At 70.8% G+C, this 21,102-nt stretch carries 23 protein-coding genes; 6 read left to right on the top strand and 17 right to left on the bottom strand.

Annotation, left to right across the window (positions count from 1 at the left end):
- The first annotated feature begins 113 nt into the window (after positions 1–113).
- On the top strand, positions 114–1,121 hold the full coding sequence (locus tag ACT1U9_RS16980; RefSeq protein ID WP_444539136.1) for an NlpC/P60 family protein: 1,008 nt from the start codon (positions 114–116) through the stop codon (positions 1,119–1,121).
- 143 nt (positions 1,122–1,264) lie between these two features.
- Complete coding sequence (locus ACT1U9_RS16975; protein WP_444533585.1) at positions 1,265–2,605, top strand: PP2C family protein-serine/threonine phosphatase; 1,341 nt, start codon at positions 1,265–1,267, stop codon at positions 2,603–2,605.
- Positions 2,606–2,633: 28 nt separating this feature from the next.
- Here ACT1U9_RS16975 and ACT1U9_RS16970 read toward each other — a convergent pair whose 3' ends face one another.
- The 6 genes from ACT1U9_RS16970 to ACT1U9_RS16945 all read right to left on the bottom strand — a co-directional run bounded on the left by ACT1U9_RS16970 (position 2,634) and on the right by ACT1U9_RS16945 (position 7,754).
- On the bottom strand, positions 2,634–2,978 hold the full coding sequence (locus ACT1U9_RS16970; protein WP_444539135.1) for a DUF2516 family protein: 345 nt from the start codon (positions 2,976–2,978) through the stop codon (positions 2,634–2,636).
- A gap of 140 nt (positions 2,979–3,118) precedes the next feature.
- Entirely contained in the window at positions 3,119–3,715 is a 597-nt protein-coding gene (locus ACT1U9_RS16965) for a hypothetical protein (RefSeq protein ID WP_444533584.1), read from the bottom strand.
- A 29-nt stretch (positions 3,716–3,744) separates the two neighbouring features.
- The gene (locus ACT1U9_RS16960) at positions 3,745–4,149 is read right to left on the bottom strand and encodes a helix-turn-helix domain-containing protein (protein WP_444533583.1); all 405 of its coding nucleotides are present in this window, start codon (positions 4,147–4,149) and stop codon (positions 3,745–3,747) included.
- Between the two features lie 107 nt (positions 4,150–4,256).
- On the bottom strand, positions 4,257–4,829 hold the full coding sequence (locus ACT1U9_RS16955; RefSeq protein WP_444533582.1) for a YceI family protein: 573 nt from the start codon (positions 4,827–4,829) through the stop codon (positions 4,257–4,259).
- Between the two features lie 109 nt (positions 4,830–4,938).
- Positions 4,939–7,074 carry a HelD family protein gene (locus tag ACT1U9_RS16950; RefSeq protein WP_444533581.1) on the bottom strand — a complete coding sequence of 712 codons (2,136 nt, stop codon included), beginning with the start codon at positions 7,072–7,074 and terminating at the stop codon, positions 4,939–4,941.
- A 71-nt stretch (positions 7,075–7,145) separates the two neighbouring features.
- Positions 7,146–7,754 (bottom strand): TetR family transcriptional regulator, encoded by a 609-nt coding sequence (locus tag ACT1U9_RS16945; protein ID WP_444533580.1) that lies wholly within the window; start codon positions 7,752–7,754, stop codon positions 7,146–7,148.
- A 106-nt stretch (positions 7,755–7,860) separates the two neighbouring features.
- Here ACT1U9_RS16945 and ACT1U9_RS16940 point away from each other — a divergent pair, with 106 nt between their 5' ends.
- Positions 7,861–8,832: a zinc-binding dehydrogenase gene (locus ACT1U9_RS16940; RefSeq protein WP_444533579.1), complete on the top strand. Its 972-nt coding sequence runs from the start codon at positions 7,861–7,863 to the stop codon at positions 8,830–8,832.
- 25 nt (positions 8,833–8,857) lie between these two features.
- On the opposite strand, the gene ACT1U9_RS16935 is transcribed toward ACT1U9_RS16940, so the two are convergent.
- The 4 genes from ACT1U9_RS16935 to ACT1U9_RS16920 form a co-directional block, all read right to left on the bottom strand.
- Entirely contained in the window at positions 8,858–11,068 is a 2,211-nt protein-coding gene (locus tag ACT1U9_RS16935) for a phosphotransferase family protein (RefSeq protein ID WP_444533578.1), read from the bottom strand.
- Between the two features lie 49 nt (positions 11,069–11,117).
- Positions 11,118–12,047, bottom strand: a complete 930-nt coding sequence (locus ACT1U9_RS16930) for a GntR family transcriptional regulator (RefSeq protein ID WP_444533577.1) — start codon at positions 12,045–12,047, stop codon at positions 11,118–11,120.
- Between the two features lie 208 nt (positions 12,048–12,255).
- Complete coding sequence (locus ACT1U9_RS16925; RefSeq protein ID WP_444533576.1) at positions 12,256–12,948, bottom strand: HAD family hydrolase; 693 nt, start codon at positions 12,946–12,948, stop codon at positions 12,256–12,258.
- Between the two features lie 34 nt (positions 12,949–12,982).
- Positions 12,983–13,876, bottom strand: a complete 894-nt coding sequence (locus ACT1U9_RS16920) for a GntR family transcriptional regulator (protein WP_444533575.1) — start codon at positions 13,874–13,876, stop codon at positions 12,983–12,985.
- Between the two features lie 200 nt (positions 13,877–14,076).
- Here ACT1U9_RS16920 and ACT1U9_RS16915 point away from each other — a divergent pair, with 200 nt between their 5' ends.
- A complete protein-coding gene (locus tag ACT1U9_RS16915; protein ID WP_444533574.1) occupies positions 14,077–14,268 on the top strand; it encodes a hypothetical protein in 192 nt (63 codons plus the stop codon).
- 22 nt (positions 14,269–14,290) lie between these two features.
- Here the strand turns inward: ACT1U9_RS16915 and ACT1U9_RS16910 are convergent, their stop codons facing one another.
- From ACT1U9_RS16910 to ACT1U9_RS16900, 3 genes are all read right to left on the bottom strand, one after another.
- Positions 14,291–15,568 carry a GNAT family N-acetyltransferase gene (locus tag ACT1U9_RS16910; RefSeq protein WP_444533573.1) on the bottom strand — a complete coding sequence of 426 codons (1,278 nt, stop codon included), beginning with the start codon at positions 15,566–15,568 and terminating at the stop codon, positions 14,291–14,293.
- Between the two features lie 231 nt (positions 15,569–15,799).
- The gene (locus tag ACT1U9_RS16905; RefSeq protein WP_444533572.1) at positions 15,800–16,756 is read right to left on the bottom strand and encodes an asparaginase; all 957 of its coding nucleotides are present in this window, start codon (positions 16,754–16,756) and stop codon (positions 15,800–15,802) included.
- 48 nt (positions 16,757–16,804) lie between these two features.
- Entirely contained in the window at positions 16,805–17,413 is a 609-nt protein-coding gene (locus tag ACT1U9_RS16900) for an RsiG family protein (RefSeq protein WP_444533571.1), read from the bottom strand.
- 143 nt (positions 17,414–17,556) lie between these two features.
- On the opposite strand from ACT1U9_RS16900, the gene dtd reads away from it, so the two are divergent.
- Positions 17,557–17,982 carry a D-aminoacyl-tRNA deacylase gene (dtd, locus tag ACT1U9_RS16895; RefSeq protein ID WP_444533570.1) on the top strand — a complete coding sequence of 142 codons (426 nt, stop codon included), beginning with the start codon at positions 17,557–17,559 and terminating at the stop codon, positions 17,980–17,982.
- 8 nt (positions 17,983–17,990) lie between these two features.
- Here the strand turns inward: dtd and ygfZ are convergent, their stop codons facing one another.
- From ygfZ to ACT1U9_RS16880, 3 genes are all read right to left on the bottom strand, one after another.
- A complete protein-coding gene (ygfZ, locus tag ACT1U9_RS16890; protein ID WP_444533569.1) occupies positions 17,991–18,971 on the bottom strand; it encodes a CAF17-like 4Fe-4S cluster assembly/insertion protein YgfZ in 981 nt (326 codons plus the stop codon).
- Between the two features lie 10 nt (positions 18,972–18,981).
- Positions 18,982–19,443, bottom strand: coding sequence for a Fur family transcriptional regulator (locus ACT1U9_RS16885; protein ID WP_444533568.1), 462 nt, complete (start codon positions 19,441–19,443; stop codon positions 18,982–18,984).
- Positions 19,444–19,510: 67 nt separating this feature from the next.
- Entirely contained in the window at positions 19,511–20,083 is a 573-nt protein-coding gene (locus ACT1U9_RS16880) for an FABP family protein (RefSeq protein WP_444533567.1), read from the bottom strand.
- 270 nt (positions 20,084–20,353) lie between these two features.
- On the opposite strand from ACT1U9_RS16880, the gene ACT1U9_RS16875 reads away from it, so the two are divergent.
- On the top strand, positions 20,354–20,716 hold the full coding sequence (locus tag ACT1U9_RS16875; RefSeq protein WP_444533566.1) for a DsrE family protein: 363 nt from the start codon (positions 20,354–20,356) through the stop codon (positions 20,714–20,716).
- A gap of 18 nt (positions 20,717–20,734) precedes the next feature.
- On the opposite strand, the gene ACT1U9_RS16870 is transcribed toward ACT1U9_RS16875, so the two are convergent.
- Positions 20,735–20,992, bottom strand: a complete 258-nt coding sequence (locus ACT1U9_RS16870) for a DUF3099 domain-containing protein (protein WP_101388965.1) — start codon at positions 20,990–20,992, stop codon at positions 20,735–20,737.
- Positions 20,993–21,102 lie beyond the last annotated feature (110 nt).

Raw genomic sequence — 21,102 nt, 5'->3', positions numbered from 1 at the left:
ACGTGCTTGATGTGGGACTGGGGATTCCGGATGTCCGGAGGGGGAGAATTTTCGTGCACCAACGCCGTTTGGCCACCGCGATCACCGTGGTGTGCGCCCTGACCGTGCTGGCGATGCCGACCACGGCGTTCGCCGCGCCGAGCCCGAGCCCGGAGCCGACGACCACGGCGACGCCCGCTCCGGGGACGAAGAGCCTCGACGACGTACGCAAGGACATAGACGAGCTGTACCGGCAGGCGGCGGTCGCGACCGAGGCGTACAACCAGGCCGAGGAGCAGACCAAGGTCCAGTCCGCGCAGATCGTGAAGATCGCCCAGGCGATCGTCAAGGGCGAGGAGCGCATCAAGCAGCTCAAGGACCAGGCGGGCGCCGCGGCCCGGCTGCAGTACCGCACGGGCGGGCTGCCGCTCGGCGCGCAGATGATGCTGAGCGGCAACCCGGACGCGTTCCTGGACGGCGCCGACCGGCTGCGCGAGGGCCAGCAGGCCACGCAGGGGATGCTGGCCGAACTGAACCGCACGCAGAGCGACTTGGGGCAGTACTCGAAGGACGCCTCCGCCCAGTGGACGAAGCTGGAGGCGAACCGGGTCAAGAAGGAGACCGCCAAGAAGGAGATCACCGGCAAGATCGCGGCCGCCGAGAAGCTGGAGTCCCAGCTGGAGGCGAAGGAGCGCGAGCGGCTGGCCCAGCTGGAGCAGGAGCAGCAGTTCAAGGCCCAGACGGACTGGCTGAGTTCGGGCATATTGCGGGAGATCAACGGCAAGGCGAGCGAGCAGGGCAGGCGGGCGGTGAAGTTCGCGACCGACCAGATCGGCAAGCCGTACGAGTGGGGCGCGGAGGGGCCGAGGACGTACGACTGCTCCGGTCTGACCTCGCAGGCCTGGCTCGCGGCGGGCCGGGGCATCCCGCGCACCTCGCAGGAGCAATGGGCACAACTGCCGCATGTCGACATCAAGGACATGCGGCCGGGCGATCTGATCATTTACTTCGCGGACGCGACGCACGTCGGGATGTACATCGGCGACGGCGCGATCGTGCACGCCCCGCGACCGGGGCGGAATGTGACGATCACGGGCGCGGGCACGATGCCGATCCTGGGGGTCGTCCGCCCGGACAAGTGAGGCATGCGGCATATGCCGATGGGCATTTGCCGAACAGTCACCGCTCGCCATTCCGCTGCGCAGCCGTGTACGGCTAAGGTCCGGAACTGGCGGACGTGGCTCGCGTTCCGCGGCGCCCTCGGGGGGAGGGAAGGACCGGAACGATGCCCGCACCTCAGATATGGCCTCCGACGCCCCCGGCCGGGAACCCCCTGGCCGGGGCGGCGGACCCGGCCGCGCCCGTCGTGCCGGGGGCGTGCGGTCCCGGGGACGGTGTGGGGGCGATCAGCTCGGTCCAGGTCGAGACGGGTGCCCTCGCGGGGACGGGCGCCCTCAACCTGCTGGTCATCGAGGACGACCCCGTCGGCCCCTTCGCGGTGTCCGAGCTGCTGCACACCGCCGGGACGCGGGTGCGGATCCGTACCGCCCGCAATCTCACCGAGGCCGAGCGGCTGCTCACCGATGACGTGAACTGCATCCTGCTCGACCTCGCACTGCCCGGCCGCGACCCCGACGACGAACTCGCCGCGCTGCGGCATCTGCTCGTCCTCGCCCCGCGCCACGCGGTCCTCGCGCTCACGCCCTCCACGCACGCCGAACGCGCGGCGGAAGCCGTCCGCGTCGGCGCGCAGGACTACCTGTTCCGCGACGAGCTGGACGGCAAGGTGCTGAGCCGCGCCATCCGGTACGCGGTGGAGCGCAAGCGCGCCGATATGGCGCAGTACAAGCTCGCCGAGTCGCGGCTGCGCGCGCAGGAGAACGCCCGCCTGGAGCGCGGTCTGCTTCCGACGCCGCTCCTCGACGGCTCCGACCTGCGGTTCGCCGCCCGCTACCGCCCGGGCCGCTCCCGCGCCCTGCTCGGCGGCGACTTCTACGACACCGTCCGCACCCCCGACGGCACCGTCCACGCCATGATCGGCGACGTCTGCGGCCACGGCCCCGACGAAGCCGCGCTCGGGGTCGAACTCCGCATCGCCTGGCGGGCGTTGACGCTGGCGGGCCTGTGCGGCGACGCCCTTCTGACGACTCTTCAGCAGGTACTGGAGCACGAGCGCGACAGCGACGAGATCTTCGCGACGCTCTGCACGGTCGACATCGCCCCCGACGGCCGCCGCGCCGAACTCAGCCTCGCCGGCCACCCGGCCCCGTTGGTCACCCGCGCGGACAGTCCCGCGAGCCTTCTCGCGTACGAGAGCGGCGGCCCGGCCCTCGGCCTGCTGCCGCAGACGCGCTGGCCGCGCCGCCGGGTCGAACTGGGTGACGCCTGGAGCCTGTTGATGTACACGGACGGTCTGATCGAGGGCCGCGCCGGCCAGGGCGACCCGTGCCAACGCCTGGGCCAGGACGGCATGCTCGACATGATCAACCGCCGCCTCACGGCGGGCCTGCGCGGCGAGGCCCTGTTGGAGGCGGCCGTGACGGAGGCCCGCGAGCTCAACGGCGGCGAACTCACCGACGACGTGGCGGTGTTGCTCCTTGAGCGGGCGGGGAGCGGCGCGGACTGAGGCGGGGAGCCTTAAGAGCCCCGGGGGCCTACCGTCCGCCGTTGTACGGCCCGTACGGACCGTCGCTGCTGGAGCCGCCCCGGCGACCGCCGCCACGACCGCCCCGGCCGGAGATCTGCCGCACCGCCGGACGTACGTCCACGATGTAGACGATCACGGCCACCGCGCCGATGATCGGCAGGAACGACAGCAGCGGGAACAGCACGCTGACCAGCAGCGCGATGCCCAGGATGATCAGCCAGAACGGCTTCGTCTGCTTGTCCGTCGCGCGGAACGCGTCTTCCCGGCGGAAGGCCGCGTCGACGAGCGCGAAAAGGCTCAATGCGGTCAGGGCTGTACTCAACAGCCACATGAACCCCGCGAAACCCTGCATCAGCACGGCTGTCCACCACCTTCCGTACGGGTCGTCCCTACGCGGCCAAGGTACCCGTCAAACGCACCGGGCGACGAAAACGTGCCCGCCACCGGAACCGGCCCCTGCACCGGCCCGGCACCGGCAGCCGCGCCGGTCCCTCACTCGGCGGGCTTGGCCGCCGTCTTCTTCGCGGCGCTCTTGCGCGCGGTGGTCTTCTTGGCGGCGGGCTTGGCGTCGGAGCCCTCCGACGAGGACGAGGAGGCGGCGGGCTCGGGCGAGTCCGCCGCCTCCGGCTCCGACTCCTTCGGCGCCACGGCCTGGCCGATCTCGGAGATCTCCTCGGAGGCCTCCCCGCGCCACTCCTTGACGACGCCCTTGCCGTGCTCGGCGACCTCCTCGTACCGCTCACGCGCCTTGACCAGGCCCTCGGCGGTGATGCCCACGACCTGGAGCGCGAAGTGCTGGACGGAGTCGCCGAGCTTCTTCACATCGCCGTCGAGGGTGCCGACGACCTCGTTCACCTTCGTGGTGAAGGCGGCCTGCGCCTCCTTGGCCCGGGTGACGACCTTGTCCTGCACGGCCTTGGGGTCGGTGTTGCGTACGGCGTCGATGCGCGCGGGGACCTCGGCCTGGAACCGCTCCACGAGCGCCGGGACCTTCGCGGCCTGCTTGACGCCGAGGTCGAGGGCGCCCGCGACGAAGTAGCCCGGCTTCGGGTCGGTCAGGACATTACGCAGCTCATCGGTGACGGCCATGCTGGTTTCCTCCCGGATCGGTACGTGGATCAGCCCTGGGGAGCCGATTCGGCATCGCCGTCGTCGCCAGCGGCCTTCTCAGGTGCGTCGAGCCCGTTCTCCTTGCGGAAGGACTCGTAGATCTGGATCAGCACCTGCTTCTGCCGCTCGTCGAGCGAGGGATCGGCGAGGATGACGCTGCGCGTCCCGGCCGCCTCGGGCGACCGCTCGTCGAGGATCCCGGCCTGCACGTACAGCGTCTCGGCGGAGATCCGCAGCGCCTTGGCGAGCTGCTGCAGGATGTCCGCGCTCGGCTTGCGCAGCCCGCGCTCGATCTGGCTCAGATACGGATTGGACACCCCGGCGGCATCCGCGAGCTGCCGCAGGGACAGCTGCGCATTGCGCCGCTGCTCGCGCAGGAACTCGCCGAGATTGCCGACGTTGAGCGATGCCATACCCCGATACTGCCCCCTCCCCGCTAACTTTTGCAAGCAGGTGCTTGCAAAAGTGTGCCGCGCCACGCGCGACTAGGGGGCGGGGGCCGCATCGCCCGGACTCGCGCTCAGGAGGCCTGGCCCGCCTCCACCTCCAGCGTGATCTTCACCGTGTCGCCGAGCGCCGCGCCGCCCGCGCCGCCGTGGACGCCGAACGCCTTGCGGCTGATCTGGGTGGACGCGGAGAAGCCCGCAACCGAACGGCCTTCGTAGCCCTTGCCGAAGCCGATCAGCTCCAGGTCGAGGGTGACGGGGCGGGTGACGCCGCGCACGGTCAGTTCGCCGTCGGCCAGGAAGCCGTCACCGTCCACCGCCCGGATGCCGGTCGAGCGGAAGGTCATCTCGGGGAACTCCTCCGCGTGCAGGAAGTCCTCCGACCGTATGTGGTTGTCGCGCTGCTCGTGCCCCGTCGACACGGACGCGATCTGGATCGTCGCGGTGACCGAGGACTCCAGCGGGTCCTCGGCGAGCACGATCTCGGCGTCGAACGCGTCGAACCGGCCGCGCACATTGGCGATGCCCAAATGGCGTACGGAGAAGGCGACTTCGGAGTGGATCGGGTCGATGGTCCAGGTGCCGGGTGTGTAGCCGGGCAGAGCGGCGGCCGAGGTGGACGCCGGGGATTCGGGAGAAGTGGACATGGCTGTGGAGCCCCCCAGGAGAGGTAAGCGGTCGCGGGTCGCGCTTGCTCGATCCTTGCTTGAACGCTCCACAACATAGTGACCCGACACCCGTCGCGCACCAATCGCCCTATGAATACGGCAGGTTGTCCCCACCCGACGCGGCCAGTGCCGTCGGCAGCGGCCTGCTGTGCAGCACGTCGAGGCGCGAGACCGCCCGCGTCAGGACCACGTACAGGCGATGCGGACCCCGTTCCTCCGCCTCCGCGATCGCCGCGGGCTCGACGGCCACCACATGGTCGTACTCCAGGCCCTTCGCGACCGTCGCGGGCAGGACCGTCACCCGCGCCGCCGCCGTCAGGTCGTCCGGCTCGGCCGTCGCCACGCCCGCCGCCGCGAGCGCCTCGCGCAGCGCGGGCACCTCCGCGTCGTGCGCGATCACGCCCACCGACCCCTCGCGCGCCAGCGCCGCCCGTACGGACCGGACCACTCCATCGCGTACGTCCGACACCCGCGTCGTCGTCAACTCGCCGTCCCGGCGCAGCGATCGCGACGGCGGTACGGAGACGCCGAGCTCGCCGAGGAGACGATTGGCGAGTGCCACGATCGCCGCTGGGACGCGGAAGCCGGTCGTGAGCGGCACTACGCGCGCGTCCGGCTTGCCCAGATGCGCCATCTGCTCCGGCCAGTCGCGCGCCGCCCACGGGGTGGTGCCCTGGGCCAGGTCGCCGAGCACGGTCAGCGAGCCGAAGCCGGAGCGGCGGGCGATGGCGCGGCACTGCATCGGCGAGAGGTCCTGGGCCTCGTCGACGACGATGTGCCCGTACCCCTCGGGCCGTTCGACCAGGCCCGCGAGCTCGTCGAGCAGGACGAGGTCGGCCGCCGACCACTTGGCCGACTTGTAGGAGCGCGGCAGTTTCGGCCACAGCAGGCGCTTCTGCTCATCGGCGGTGAGGATGCCGTCGGCGGCCGCCGCCAGCGCGTCCGGGTCGCCGAACAGGGCCGCCAGCACCTCCTCGGGGGTGACCTTCGGCCAGGCGGTGTCCACGAAGGCGGAGACCGGGCGGGCGCGTGAAATCCGTTGCAGCCAGGTGTTGTTCATGGGCCCGGCGCGGTGTTCGGCCTGGAGCTGGATGTCCCGTACGGCCCGGCTGCGGACCCGCTCGCGACCGACCGCGTACGGCGGCGCCTCGGCCCGTACCGCCTCGACGATGTCGGTGAGCCGCCCCAGCGGCACCCGCCACTGGTACGAGCCGTCCGGCACCGCGACGGGCGCCTCGGGAGCGCCCACGCGCGCGTAGAGCGCGCGATGCAGCACCCGCGCCATCCGGGCGTCGTGCTTGACGGCCGCCGTGCCCGGCTCGTCCACGGCCCGGACCGGTACGCGCGCGATCTCCTCGTCGACCGTCGACTGCCGGATCCCGGCCTCGCCGAGGGTGGGCAGGACCTGGGCGATGTAGTGCAGGAACGTCCGGTTGGGCCCGAGGACGAGCAGTCCGCCGCGCCGGATGCGCTGCGGGTAGGTGTAGAGCAGATACGCGGCCCGGTGCAGCCCGACGGCCGTCTTGCCGGTGCCGGGGGCGCCCTGCACACAGATGGACCGGTCGAGCCCGGAGCGTACGAGGTCGTCCTGTTCGGGCTGGATGGTGGCGGCGATGTCGCGCATGGGGCCGACGCGGGGGCGCTCGATCTCGGTGGCGAGGATGGTGCCGGGGCGGGCGGCGATCGGGTCGTGGTCGTCGGGGGTACCGGGGCGGGCTTCTGCCAGGTCAGGGGCGTGGGATGCCGTCCCCAGCGGCTCGTCCTCCAGACTCGTCAGGTCCTCGGCGGCGCCCCGGCTGCCGGGGGCCCAGCCGAAGCGGCGGCGGACCGCGACGCCCATCGGGTCGCGGGCGCCGGCCTGGTAGAACGTCCGCGAGACCGGCGCCCGCCAGTCGACGACGAGCGGCGGCGCGGAGGGGTGCTCGCTGATGCGGCGGCGCCCGATGTGATAGCTCTGCCCGGCGTGGTCGGCTTCTTTTCCATCCGCTCCGGCCGGTGCGAAATCGAGCCGCCCGAAGAACAGCGGCCCGTCCGGCTCCTCCCTCAACTCCTTGGCCCAGCTGCGGAGTTGATAGCCGAGCACTTCGGCGTCCGCGCCCGAGGCGAACGCGTTCTCGCCGTGAATGACCTGCACGTCCGCGCCCTCGACCATGCCGGTCAGGGCCGCGCGGCAGGTCTGGTGGTAGGCCCGTTCCTGAGCGAGTTCGCGGTCGAGTGACGTCATGGCATCCACCATAACGCAACCCGGTTAAATTTTTAACTCAGTAACAAAAGATCACCCAGAAGGCGGGCGTGTCAGGCGTACTCCCCCAGCCCCTCCCCCAACTGTGCGAACGCGTCCTCCGCCGCCTCCACGGCCGCCGTATAGACATCCTCCGCACTCTCCCCCGCCTGGATTCGCCGCCAGTTCTCCTCGGCGAGGATCCGCTGCACGGCGACGATCTGGCCCGCCGCGAGGCGCGCCCCGAGGTCGGCGCCGAGGGCGGCGGCGAGCGCGTCCTCGGCCCGGCCCTGGTACGCGAACAGCCGCGCCACCAGGCTCGGCGTGCCGTAGAGCAGCCCGTGGTACGCCCGTACGCGCGGGTCGTCGTTCAGCCCCGTCACGGGATCGCGGCCGTCGAGCCCCGCCAGGAAGTGGCGGCGCAGGGCGGCGAGCGGCGCGAGCCCGTCGACGCGGCCCTGCGCGACGACTCGGGCGGCCTCGTCCTCGTGGTCGGAGAACCGGTGCAGGGCCAGGTCCTCCTTGGCCGGGAAGTAGCGGAAGAGGGTCGGCTTGGAGATCCCGGCGGCCGCCGCCACCTCCGCGACCGGCACGTTGTCGAACCCCTTCTCAAGGAAGAGCGCGATCGCCACGTCCGAGACGGACTGGTACGTCTGCTGCTTCTTCTGCTCCCGCAAACCCATGACGTCGAGCGTACGGGCAGAGCAATCGATCGGTGCTTGACCTGAAGCGCGCTTGAGGTCAAAGACTCACGTCGTACTCAGTGATCGACGGAAGTTGGGGATCGACATGCGCGTGGCACAGGTCAAGGAGTTCGGCGGCCCGGAGGTACTGGTTCCGGCGGAGCTGCCGGACCCGGTGGCCGGACCGGACGAGGTGGTCGTGGCCGTGGACCACATCGACACGCTCTTCGTGCAGACGCAGATACGGGCGGGCGAGTTCGGCGGGTACTTCGACGTGGCGCCGCCGTACGTGCCCGGCGGCGCCGTCGCGGGCACGGTGACGGCGACCGGCCCGGGCGTGGACCCGGCCGTGTGGACGGGCCGCCGGGTGGTCGCCGCCGTCTCGCCCGGCAGTTACGCGTCCCTGGCCGCCGTCCCCGCCGACCACCTCGCCGTCGTCCCCGAGGGCGTGGGCCTGCGCGAGGCGGCGGCGCTGGTCCACGACGGCGTGACGGCCCTGGCCCTCCTGGACCTCACAGACCTGAAGGCGGACGAGACGGTCCTGATCACGGGAGCGTCCGGCGGCATGGGCACGCTGCTGATCCAGCTGGCCCGGTCGCGGGGCGCGCGGGTGGTGGCGGTGGCGAGGGGCGCCGAAAAGTTGGCTCTAGTACGGGGGTTGGGCGCGCACGAGGTGATCGACGCGGGGTCTTCGGACTGGCCGTCGCACGCCCGCGAGGCCCTGGGCGAGGCGGGCGCGGACGTGGTCCTGGACGGGGTGGGCGGCGAGTTGGGCGCCCAGGCCTTCCCGTTGACCGCAACGGCCGGCCGCTTCTCCGCCCACGGCGCCCCCACAGGCGGCTTCGCCCCGATCACCCCGGAAGAGGCGACCGCCCGCGCGATCACGCTGCTGGGCATCGCCGACGTCCAACTGACCCCTGGCCGCCGCGTCGACCTGGTCACCCACGCCCTGTCCGAGGCTGCGGCGGGCCGCCTGCACCCGGTGATCGGCGCGGTGTTCCCGCTGGAGCGGGCGGGGGAGGCGCATGCGGCTATTGAGGGGCGGGGGGTGGTGGGGAAGGTGCTGTTGGAGGTGTAGGTGGGTTGAGGTGGACGCCGCATCCTCACCGCCGCCGCGTCGCACTCCCCCCGCCGGGCAGCGCCTTCGCCAGGTACGGGTTGGCGATCTGCCGGGCGCGCAGGCCCAGCGCCGATGTGGCGGTCATGACGGTGTGCTGGTAATCGGCCAGCGCACGGCGGACGTTGGGGGCCTCCAGACCCGTGCCCGCCGTGAGCCGATGGAGATCGACGTAAGCCGAGCGGACCACCTCGATCCAGCGGTAGAACCGGGCGTCCTCCGCCCACCCCTTGGTGTAGTCCTCGCCCAGCCGTCCGGACCAGCGCCGGTACATCCGGTCCCGGATCCACGGCCGGTGCGGAGTCAGATGAAGATGTCGTACCAGGTCATAGAGGGGGTCGCCGACCATGGCCATCTCCCAGTCGATCAGGGCGAGTCCACGCTCCGGGCCGATCACGAGATTCCACGGGTTGAGGTCCCCGTGCAGCAGGACCGCGCGCCGCTCGGTCACTCGGCGCCCGACGATGATCTCCCGCAGCCGCTCGGCGTCCGGCAGCCCAAGGACGCGCGCGAGTTGCAGAGTCTCCTTCGGCATCCGCGTCACCAGGGCCGCGAGCCGGTCGCACAGCCAGCCGTAGAAACCCTCGGGGCGCGGCTCGCCGCCGAACCGGTCGACCGGCACCTGGGTCAGATCGCAGAGCTGGTCCACCAGGTCGTCCGCCTCGTTCGGCAGCAGCCCGTCCGTGGGATGCCGCGGCTCCCGGGTGGTGCTGCCGATGTACGAGTGGACCGCGAAGGTCTCGCCGGGCCCCGTCGAACCGGCGGCCAGCAGTCGGGGAGCGCGCACCCGTTTACAGAAGAGCTCCAGAGCACGCAGAACCTCGCTCTCGTCCAGGCGTCCCAGGTCCTCGAACCCCACCCCGTCCCCGCCGAGCCGACGCCGCACGATCACGACGGCATCGGCGGCCCGCCGCACCCGGACGACCGTGTTGCGATGGCCCGTCCCCTTGAACACCTGCTCCGGACCGGCCGCGCACTCGGCGGCAAGGGCTTCGCACACCGCCGCGTCGGGGAAGCGCACCCTCTCCGCGGTTCCGGGGGCCCGCCGCCACGCCGGGGACGGCGCGAGCTCCGCGTCGAACCGTCGGTACCGCGGGCGGGCTGTGTGCCAGCGGTGAAGGATGTCCGCCACCTCGGCCGTCGTCGGTACCTCGCCGAGCCTCAACGGAACCCTGGCCCGTTCAAGGGCGTCGCGAACGCTGAGCGCGGCCGCGCTCAGCCCCTCGGGTTCGATGCCGGCGCCGAGTCTACGGGCCGCACGCATCACATCCGGATAGACCGACTGAGCCCGTTCGAAGTCGACGTAGTGCCCGAGCTCCTGATCCATGGCGGCGGTGACTTCGGGGCACTCGCGCGTCATGGCTCGGCGCCATGCGGCCGCCACCTGGTGCCACTGGTCGGCGGGGTAGCGCATCCGCACGAGATGCGTCGCTAGGTCGTGCAAGGGGTCACCGTACGAGGCCAGTTCCCAGTCGACGCAGATGAGCGGTGGCCGAGCGCCGAAGGGGACGATCACGTTGTCCCGGTGCAGATCGGTGTGGAGCAGCGCGAACGGCCGGGAGGTCAGCACCGGCAGCCGTTCGGCATACGAGGACATGACGTCGTGCGGGACACCGAGCGCGGCGAACAGGCCGCCGAATTCAGTCCAGTTGGGCTGCCGTACCTGACTGTCGGCCAGTGCGGCGAGCCGCCGCAGAAATCCCGTACTGTCGCCGTCGCGCGGCCAGGCCGACGGCAGTGGCGGTAGGGCGGACCGGGGGACCCTGGTCAGACCGGCGAAGATCCGGGCAAGCGCATCGACCAGGTCGGGGTCCAGCGGAGTGGCGCCGGGACGGACCGCGGAGAGCGGCACCCCTTCCACATAGCTGTGGACAGCTGTGTCGCCGCAGGTCATCAGCCGCGCGGGGATGTGCCGCAGACACCCCTGGAGCGCGTCCAGGATCCGGCCCTCGTCGGGCCAGGTCCTGATGACGACTGCGAGCACGCCCTGGGCGCGCGTGCGTACGGTGACCGACTCGCCCGGCTCGCGGTCCAGCAGCCTCGCCATCGACTCGTCGAGTTTGGCGAAGAAATTGTGGTGGTGATGGCCGCGGCTCATCGTGCCGTCGCGCAGCGCGTTGCGCACGAAGGCGCCGTACACGTCGGACGGCGAACCGCCCGGCACCGGGAGACCGGTCACCTGAGGACTGCCGGCCACTCGGGCCACTCCTGGTTCGCTCGACGGCGCTGCCCTGACGATGCCGACCCTAGCCGCCGCCGCGCCCCGCAATGGATCCCGGCGTCCGACCTGTACCGCTGGGGAGTGAGTGCTCCCACTGCCGTTCGAACCAGCGTTGCGCTGCGTTCACGAACAGGGTTCCGTGGGCGCCGGGATCCTCGCTCCGCACATAGTGGATCATCGTCGCGCCCACCCCCAGGAGGTCCGTGGCCTGGACCTCCTCGCCATCGTCGTCCACCCAGATCGAGCGGTCGATCAGTTCGTAGAAGCCGTGCAACGCCTCGTTGCCGTTGAGGAGATAGAGCTTGAACGTGGGGGTCACCGGGGTGTGTCTGACCTCGACGTTCACCTCCAGCTCAGCGCTCTTGAGCTCACGCAGATAGGTCCGCAGCGACCGCACCCTGTCGTCCATGATCCCGAACAGCCGCTCCAGCAGCCGCGCGTTGTCGCCACCCTCCACAGGCCGGGGATAGGCCAGCGTCATGTCCTTGACCGGCAGGAGCATCCGGATCTCGATACTGCTGGGGGTGATCCTCTTCTGCGTGATGCGTTCCGTCTGCCTCTGGATGTGCCGGACCAGGGACTCGGAGGTGAGGCTGTAGACATCGAGACGCACGTCCGCCGCCTTGAAGGCCTCGTCGATACGGAAGTCGAGGTCGCCCACTTCAGTGCGGCCCGGCACCGCCACCGGGCGCGGACGGTCGGGTGAGTGGACGCTCTGCGACTTGACGACCCGGTGGCCCCGGCCCTGTTCGGGCTCGATCCACCCCTCGCTGCGCAGCTCCCGCAGGACCCGCTGCACGGTGTCCCGTGACACATCGAACCTGTCGGCGAGCTGCCGCTCCGAGGGCAGCAGGTCGTCGACGCGGTAGGTGCCGTCGGTCAGGTTGGCGTGCAGGCCATCCGCGACCCGCTGGAACGGCCGTCCTGTCCCCTTGCCGACTCGCTCATTGGCCACACCCGTGACCGTACTTGCCGCCCACCGTCGGCATACCACTTTCAGTCAGATTGGAACACCGATCCGGTTGCGGGTTAAGGGATCTGACGGCCAGGGGACATAGCAAGTCAGCAGCATTTCGGTCCAGTTGGACTGACTCGGCTCGGTCCAACCGAAAGCGAACCTGGAGAACCCCATGGCGAAGACGGAACGGCCGCCCACCGGCGGCTCAGGTCCGCCCGGCGCCCCTGACCGCTTCGAGCACATCGGCCAGCGAGGTGACCACCAGCGGCGCCCCAGCGGCGCGCAGTTCCCGAGCGCGCCGGTCGTTGCGCACGTACCCGAGAAAGGGAACTCCCGCGCGTTGCGCGGCGTCCCAGTCCGTCAGGGTGTCGCCGATCATCAGCGCCTCGGCGGGACGCGCGCCCAGGGAGTCCAGCGCCTGATGGAGGCAGTACGGGTCGGGCTTCAGCAGGCGCAGATCGGTCGTGCGGCCGTGGATATGCGGGGCGAAGCAGTCGATGAGCCCATGAGCGGTCAGGTAACACTCCACCGCACGCGGGGAGTTGTTGGTCGTTATGGCCAGCCTCGCGCCAACGTCGCGCCAGGCGCGTATCAGATCGTCGACGTGGCGGGTCGGCACGGCGCATGTCGCGGCGGTCACCTCCTCCCGCGTCAGCTGCTCCTCGACCTCGCCCACCAGGATGCCGTCCGGACGCAGTTCGTTCACGGCCTTCAGTACGGCGTGCGGATCCCCGGAGGCGTTCACCCGTACCCCTTTCGCACCCACCTGGCGGACCAACCGACCGGCCACCTCCGCCGCCGTGTGGCGGGCGAAGAGATGGCAGACGGGACCGTCGAAGTCGAAGAGGACGCATTCGGCTTTCGCGATGAGGCCTTTCAACTCCTCGATCACGGACACCACCGGGGGACAGAACGTAACGTGTCGGTTGTCATTACGTCAGTCTCAACCGCGAAGTGATCGTGTTCCAGAGCCCGTCGAACCACCGCTGCGACCGCTCGACGAACGCCGCGTCCCGCGCGCCCGCGCTGCGCATGAACTGGAACATCAGCGACTCGTTTCCGAGCGAGTCGAAGATCTCGACCGAGGTGTCGGCGATCGGCTGCTCGCGGCGCGTGATGTCGTAGTAGCCGAACAGGGCCTCGGAGCCGTTCAGGAGATAGAGCTTGACGGGCGAGGTCATGGGAAGCGCCTGGAACTCGATGTCCACGTCGATGCCTTCGATGATGTGCAGCGACTCCAGATTGTCGCGCAGGACCATCCCCTGGGTGTTGCGCTGATTCAGCCAGCGCTCGTGGACCAGCCTGTCGTCCTCCAGCACGGATCTCTTCACCGGTCTGGGGAACGCCAGGTTGATCCCCCGGTCCGGCAGCAGGACCCGCACCTTCACCGAGTCCGGCCGGAACTGCCCCGCATGGATCGCCCCCAGCGGTCCGCCGAGGGCCAGGTTCAGGGTCTCCGTGGTCAGACACACCGCATCGATCCGCACCTCCCTCGCCCGAAAAGCCTCCGCCACCCGTGGGCTCAGGACCGCCGCCGTCAGTTTTGGCTCCTCGTCCGCCGGGCGGGAGGCCGACGGGGTGGCGCTGGCTATGCGGGCCGGGGCGCCTCTGCGGCCCTCGGTGATCAGGCCGGCGGCGTGCAGTTGCTGGAGTGCCTGGCGGACCACCGTCCGCTCCACGCCGAAGTGGTCGCACAGCCAGGCCTGGGTCGGCAGCTTCTCGCCGACCTTGAGTTCGCCCGCGCGGATACGGGCCCGCAGGGCGGCGGCCACCTCGTCGGGCGAGCGCCGGGCGGCGCCGTCCGTCACGTCCGGTTCCGAAGTCACAACTGAACGCTACAACTCCCCGACAGCTTATGGGAGTTGTTGTGAAGTTGGTTTATGGGTCTTCGCCGTACGGGACAACTTCCCTAAGTTGTCCGCCAACTTGGGGACAGTTCCCCGAAGTTGGCCGCAACAGCACATCTGCACCAACCCGCACCACCCGGGTCCCGAAGGGCCCGACGGACCTCTAGGGGAGGGACTCCATGCCTCTGATCACGCTCGCGTTCGCCATCTTCGCCGTCGGCCTCGACCAGTTCGTCCAGTGGCAGTTCGGGGTCATGGGCGCGGTGGCGCTGGTGTTGCTGAGCATCGGCCACAAGGGCCACAACCACACCTGCACCACCGCCGGCGCGGTGATCCTGGCCGTGCTGATCGTCCAGCCCAGCCTGAACTGACCCCTCCGGAAGCCTCAGAGCCTCAGAACATGTCCGGGCACCACGGGCGCCGGGGCGTCCGGAACAAAGCGTCCGCCCGGGACGCCGCCCCCGGCGTCCCCTCCGCCACCCGGCCCAGCGCCGCCAGCCGTACCGCCGACTCGTCGCCCAGGTACAGCGTCCCCAACTCCCGTACGTCCAGGGTCAGATCCGGTGGCGTGGAGGTGGGGGCGCAGGTCGCGCCCGACGGGGTGGCGGCCAGGCGGTAGCGGCCGCCGGTCAGGCCCGCCGTGTCGACTACCTCCAGGACCAAGGTCTCCGTCGTCTCGTACGTACGGGACTCCAGGGCTCGTACCACGTCCAGCAGCCGTATCCACAGGAAGTCCGCATGCGTCACCACGCGGGCCGCTCGCGGGTCCGGGAAGAGGTGCGGGAGGAGGTCGTCGGGGGCTCGGTAGCCCGTGCGGACCTTGGTGATCCAGTCGATCGAGCAGACGAAGTGCCACAGCGCGCGCTCGGCGGCGGGGGTCAGGGCGATCAGGCCCTTGACCGTCGCCGTGTTCAGCGGCTGCTTGGCGTCGGTCCATGTCGCGTCGCACGTGTACGCCGCCAGGCCCGCCGCCTCGCCCGTGGCCGAGCGGTAGAGCGCCCAGAACCGCTCGGTCCAGGGCTCGTCGTCGCGGCGGGTCGCGCCCGTGTTCAGGTCCCACCAGTGCTGGTGGCGGCTGACCGTGCCGGGCTGGACGGCCCGGAAGCGCTCGAAGAGTTCGGGGCCGAGTTTGCGTACGTCCTCGGAGGTGACCAGGTCGATACGGCCGCCGTCCTCGGGGCCGGACCAGCGCGGGTCCAGGCCCGTGCGGCCGACCTCGATCTCCCACTCGGCGGTCGAGGTGGCCGGGCCGAAGCCGTAGCGGCCGTAGATCGGGTACTCGGCGGCGATGAGCGTGGCCGCCACGTCGCCGCGCTCCTTCGCCTCCGCGAGCTCGTTCGCCATCATGCGGCTGAGCAGGCCGCGGCGGCGGTGCGTCGGGGAGACGGTGACGTTGGTGACCGCGCTCGTCGGGATCGCGGCGCCGCCGACGACGGTGAGCTCCTGGGCGAACGTACGGAACGTGGCCACGCAGCGGTCGCCGTCGAAGGCGCCCTGCGTGCGGGCGAGGTCGGTCTTCGCCCGTCGGGCCGCCGCGTCGTTCTCGGTCACGACGGGCGGGCGCAGGAAGCCCACGTTCACCGCCTTCATCCAGTCGGTGAACTCGGCTTCGGTGACCTTGCGGATGCCTATGCCGACCTGTACGTCGGGGGCCTGTACGTCGGGGCTCATACGGGCACGCTAGGCAGCGGGCCTGTGCGCTGTCGCCTGAATTTCCGCTCAGTGGAACGGGCTTGGGGGTGCGGTCGTTTGGCTGCGGGCCGGTGGGGGCTGGTCGCGCCCACGCGGCGGAGCCGCACAATGTCACAGCCCCGCGCCCCTTGAGTGACCCGGGAACGCGCCTGCCCCCACACGCCCGCGCGCCCACACAAAAGCAAAGGCGCGCGGGACCGCATCGGCCTCCTAGAACGCCGCCCTGATCTCCCCCACCCGCGCCGGGCCACCCAGCAGCGGGGCCTCGCCGATGCGGTCCACCACCGGGCCCTCCACGCCCACCAGGGACAGCGCACGTGCCAGGACCGGGCCCAGCGCGCGGGCCGAGCCGTCGGTGATCTTGAAGGCCAGGGCGCGGCCGTCCGGGAGGGCCACCGCCTGGACCGCCTCCGCGCCCATCTTCGACAGCACGCCGGGCACCTCGCGCATCAGCCAGGTGTCGGGGCGGCGGGTGCCGGCCACGTACTCGGGGTGGGTGCGCATCGCGTCAGCGACCCGGCGCTCGGGCGTTCCGGGCTCGGCGAGCACGAACGTACGGAACGCGCGGGCCAGGCCCGTAAGGCTGATCGCCATCAGGGGCGCGCCGCAGCCGTCCGTGCCGACCGACGCCACCGGCTCGCCCGCCGCCGACTCCACGCAGTCGTGGACGAGCTGCTGGAGCGGGTGGGCCGGGTCCAGGTAGGACGCCTCGTCCCAGCCGTTGAGGCGGCAGGCGGCGAGCATGGCCGCGTGCTTGCCGGAGCAGTTCATGGTGAGCCGGTCGCGTACGTGGCCCGCCGCCAGGTACGTCTCGGCCTCGGCCGGGTCGAGCGGCAGGTCGGGCGGGGTCTGGAGGTCGTCCGGGGTCAGCCCGTGCTCGGCGAGCATCTTGCGGACGAGGTCGAGGTGGAAGCCCTCGCCGGAGTGGCTGGCCGCGGCGAGCGCCAGGCGCTCCCCGGACAGGTCGAGCCCGGCCCGCAGTACGGCCGCGGCCTGCATGGGCTTGTTGCTGGAGCGCGGGAAGACGGGCGCCGCCGGGTCGCCGAGCGCGAGCTCCACGCTGCCGTCGGCCGCCAGCACCACCAGCGAGCCCCGATGATGGCCCTCGACGAAACCGGAACGTACGACTTCGGCGAGGACCGGGGGTATGACGGTGTCGGTGCTCATGACGGGGCCTTCCAGGGCAGGACCGCCCCGTGACCTTGGAATCGTCGGTCAGATGAGCAGGTCGTCTACTTGTGCTTCCCCTTCACGGTACCTGCGGGCGATCTCGGCACTGCAATCGTCCGCCGTGCGCTGGAGGTGCTGACGGCGCCGCGAGACCTGCTGCTCGTAACGGATGAGGCGGCCCATCGCGGTGTGCAGCTCGTCGTCCGTACGCGCGTCGAGGTCCGAGAGCTGGACCTCGGCGTCCATCTCCGCCGCGAGGAGCCGGTACTCGGCGCTGCGCGGCGTGGAGAGCGTGACGTGGCGGGCGGAGGCCCGGTGCGAGGAGGGCGCGTCCGCCAGGATCTCGGAGAGCCGGTCCACCACGGGCGTGTGCGGACCGGTGCGGCGGGCGAGCTCGGCCCGCAGGATGTCGATACGGCCGTGCAGCAGCCGCCGCACATAGCTGAGGTCGGCCTCGTCGCGCTGCGACTGACGCCGCAGCGTCCGCAGCTCCGGCAGCCGCAAGGTGGTCAGATCGTATGTTCTCGGTACGGGCAGATGGTCGCCGGCACGCTGTACGGGCGGTCGCGCGACGGCCGACCGCTCCGGCCTCGGGCTCGTCCGGGTCAGCGATACGGGGCCGGGCGACTGCGGCCCGCCGCCAGAAATGCTCATGCGTCTTACCGTCCCCTCGACCGGTGCGCAAGGGATCGCACCGCCTGTCAGCATCGTGCCACTCCCAGTGGTGCATATGCAGACACACACCACCCGTTCGGCCCCCGTGAGGCTGGATTGGCCGGTGGAATAGGTTGGGCCTCATGCGAGCGGTGGTACAGAGGGTGGACGGCGCGAGCGTCGTCGTGGCCGGTGAGACGGTCGGCGAGATCGTGGGCGAGGGCCTGTGCGTGCTGGTGGGCGTCACCCACGGCGATACGGCCGAGAAGGCGGCGCAGCTGGCGCGGAAGCTGTGGTCGGTGCGGATCCTGGCGGACGAGAAGTCCTGCTCGGACGTCGACGCGCCGCTCCTGGTCATCTCCCAGTTCACCCTGTACGGGGACGCCCGCAAGGGCCGCCGCCCCACCTGGAACGCGGCGGCACCGGGCGACGTGGCCGAGCCGTTGGTGGACGAGGTGGTGGCGCAGCTGCGAGCGCTGGGCGCGACGGTGGAAACGGGCCGGTTCGGAGCGGACATGAGGGTGTCCCTGACGAACCACGGCCCGTTCACGGTGCTGGTGGAGGTGTAGGTCCAGCCTTACGGCTCGACCACGACCTCCTGGGCCGCCGCCGTCCCGCCCGCCAGCAGCTCCGCGTCCAGCGGTACGTTCCGCTTCACCAGGGCCAGGGCGATCGGGCCCAGCTCATGGTGGCGGGCCGAGGTCGTGATGAAGCCGATCTGACGGCCCTCGTCGCCCTCCGACGCCACCCGCAGCGGCGTCCCGTGCGCCGGCAGCAGCACCTCGCTGCCGTCCAGGTGCAGGAAGACCAGGCGGCGCGGCGGCTTGCCGAGGTTCTGGACCCGGGCGACCGTCTCCTGCCCCCGGTAGCACCCCTTCTGCAGATGCACGGCCGTACCGATCCAGCCCAGCTCGTGCGGGATCGTACGGTGGTCGGTCTCCAGGCCGAGCCGCGGCCGGTGCGACTCCACCCGCAGCGCCTCGTACGCCAGGATCCCTGCGGCGGGCCCGTGCTCGGCCGCGAACTTCTCCAGGTCGGCGCGCGCGAGGAAGAGGTCCCGCCCATGCGGAGCCTCCCGTACGACCGTGTCGGCGGGGACCTCGGCGATGGACCCGGCGGGCAGGTGCACCACCGCGAACTCATCTGTGCGGTCCGCGACTTCGACGCGGTAGAAGAACTTCATCGACTCCAGGTACGCGATGAGGTCCTGCTGCGTACCGGGCTCGACGTGCGCCCACACCGTCGTACCGTCGTCGACCAGGTAGAGCGCGTGCTCGACGTGGCCGTGCGCGGAGAGGATCAGCGCTTCGGTGGCCAGGCCCGGCGGCAGATCGCTGACGTGCTGGGTGAGCAGCAGGTGCAGCCAGCCGAGGCGGTCGTCGCCGGTGACGGTGATGACACCGCGGTGCGAGAGATCGACGAAGCCGGCGCCGTCGGCGAGTGCGCGCTGCTCACGGAAGAGGTCGCCGTAGTGCGCGGCGACACCCTCGTCCGGCGCCTCGGCGGGCACGGCGCCGGGCAGGGACAGCAGAGGGCTGGTCGTTGAATGTCGCTGCATGTACGCAAGCCTACGACGCGGTACTTGAACCCGGACTCGAACCGGCGGCCGAAGCCGCCTCGGCGCACTTGCGGCACTGCCCGAAGATCGCGAAGTGCTTCATGTCCGTCTCGAAGCCGAAGGTCGCGCAGAGCTTGGCGGTGAACTCGGCCGCGATGTCCACATCGGCCTCGATCACCGACGTACAGTCCCGGCAGACCAGATGGATGTGGTGATGGCGGTCGGCCAGGTGGTACGTCGGGGCGCCGTGGCCCAGATGGGCGTGCGAGACCAGACCCAGCTCCTCCAGGAGCTCCAGGGTCCGGTACACGGTGGAGATGTTCACGCCGCCCGCCGTCTTCCGCACCTCGGTGAGGATGTCGTCGGGCGTCGCGTGTTCCAGTACGTCGACGGCCTCCAGCACGAGCTGGCGCTGGGGGGTCAGCCGGTACCCGCGCCTGCGGAGGTCGCTCTGCCAGTCGGTGGTCACCACAGGCCCAGTGTAGGAGCCGCGGCGGCATTACCGACGTGATCGCGGATACGTACCGGCTGTTGACCGCCTACTTGAAGAAGGCGATCCCGTCGTCGGGCAGGTCGCCGAGACCGCGCGCCATGGCCGCGACCTCCTCGGGCGTGACGACCTTCTTGAGGTGCGCGGACATGTACGGGCGCAGCTCGACCTCGGGCGTCGCCTTCTCGCCGACCCACATCAGGTCGCTCTTGACGTAGCCGTAGAGCCGCTTGCCACCGGTGTACGGGCCGGAGGCGGCGGTGCGCGCCACGGCGTCGGTGACCAGGTCGATCTGCGGCTTCTGGTGGGCGAGCTCGCCGTACCAGATCTCCACGACGCCCTGGTCGCGGACCATGACGACCTCGACCTTGCGGTCCTTGTCGATGCGCCAGTAGCCGGACTCGGACTCCAGCGGCCGCACCTTGTCGCCCTCGGCGTCGAGGATCCAGGAGTGCGACACGTACTCCAGGAAGTCCCGGCCGTCGTGGCTGAAGGTGACGGACTGGCCGAAATTGGCCTTCTCGGCACCCGGGAAGTCGGTGACGCCGGCGCCCTCCCACGTACCGAGGAGGAAGGCGAGGGGGACGAGGTCCGGGTTCAGGTCGGACGGGATCTCGATCATGAGGCTTCGATCAGTCTTTCGTTACGTCTGCGGCTGGGGCGCGGTCAGCGCTGGCCCTGGTACAGCTTCTTCACGGCCAGACCGGCGAAGGCGAGGACACCGACGCAGACCAGGACCAGCAGGGTTTCGAAGAAAGCCTCAAGCACGGGGTGCTCCTCGGATGAGCGTGTGGGCAGTAAAGGGCCGTACCCCAGCCTAATGGGTTCGGCCACGGCGCTCTCTGTGAGGTGCACCGCGAGGCGCGCGCGGCGTACGCATACAGTTCCGCGTATGGCGAAGAAGCTCGTGATCAAGGTGACCGCCGGGGCCGACGCCCCCGAGCGGTGCTCGCAGGCGTTCACCGTGGCGGCGGTCGCCGTCGCCAGCGGGGTCGAGGTCTCGCTCTGGCTGACCGGCGAGTCGTCGTGGTTCGCGCTGCCGGGCCGGGCCGCGGAGTTCGAACTCCCGCACGCCGCACCGCTCCCCGACCTGATCGAGTCGATCCTGGCGGCGGGGCAGATCACCCTGTGCACCCAGTGCGCGGTCCGGCGCGACATCACCGAGAAGGACGTCCTGGAGGGCGTACGGATCGCGGGAGCGCAGGTCTTCGTACAGGAAGTGATGAAGGACGACACGCAGGCACTGGTGTACTGACGAGCCCCTACGCGCGCGTCAGTACTTCTTCTTCCCGTCCAGCTCGTCCCACCACTCGTCGGACTTCGGGTCCCCCGACGGGTCGTCCCACCAGCGGTCGTCCGGGCCGCGCCGGTTCGCCACCATCGCCGCGACCGGCGGGATCACCATCGCGACCACGCACATCGCGACGGCCGCCGGCACCGACCACAGCCGTACGAAGCCCCAGGCGGACACGAACAGGACCAGGCATCCGCCCATCAGCCAGAAGTACTCGCGGCGCCGACGGGCCAACATAAGTCCAGCGTACGACCGGATCGGCCACCCGGAAACGGCACGGAGGGCCGCACCCGGTCCAGGTAAGCGTCCAACCCCCTGGGGCGCGGCCCTCCGGCCGGTTCATGCGG

It is taken from the genome of Streptomyces sp. BR1, from assembly GCF_052373795.1.
In the GTDB taxonomy this organism is placed as follows: Bacteria; Actinomycetota; Actinomycetes; order Streptomycetales; family Streptomycetaceae; genus Streptomyces.
Note: the sequence above shows the minus strand (reverse complement) of the source record. Positions and strands in the feature narration are given on the sequence as shown.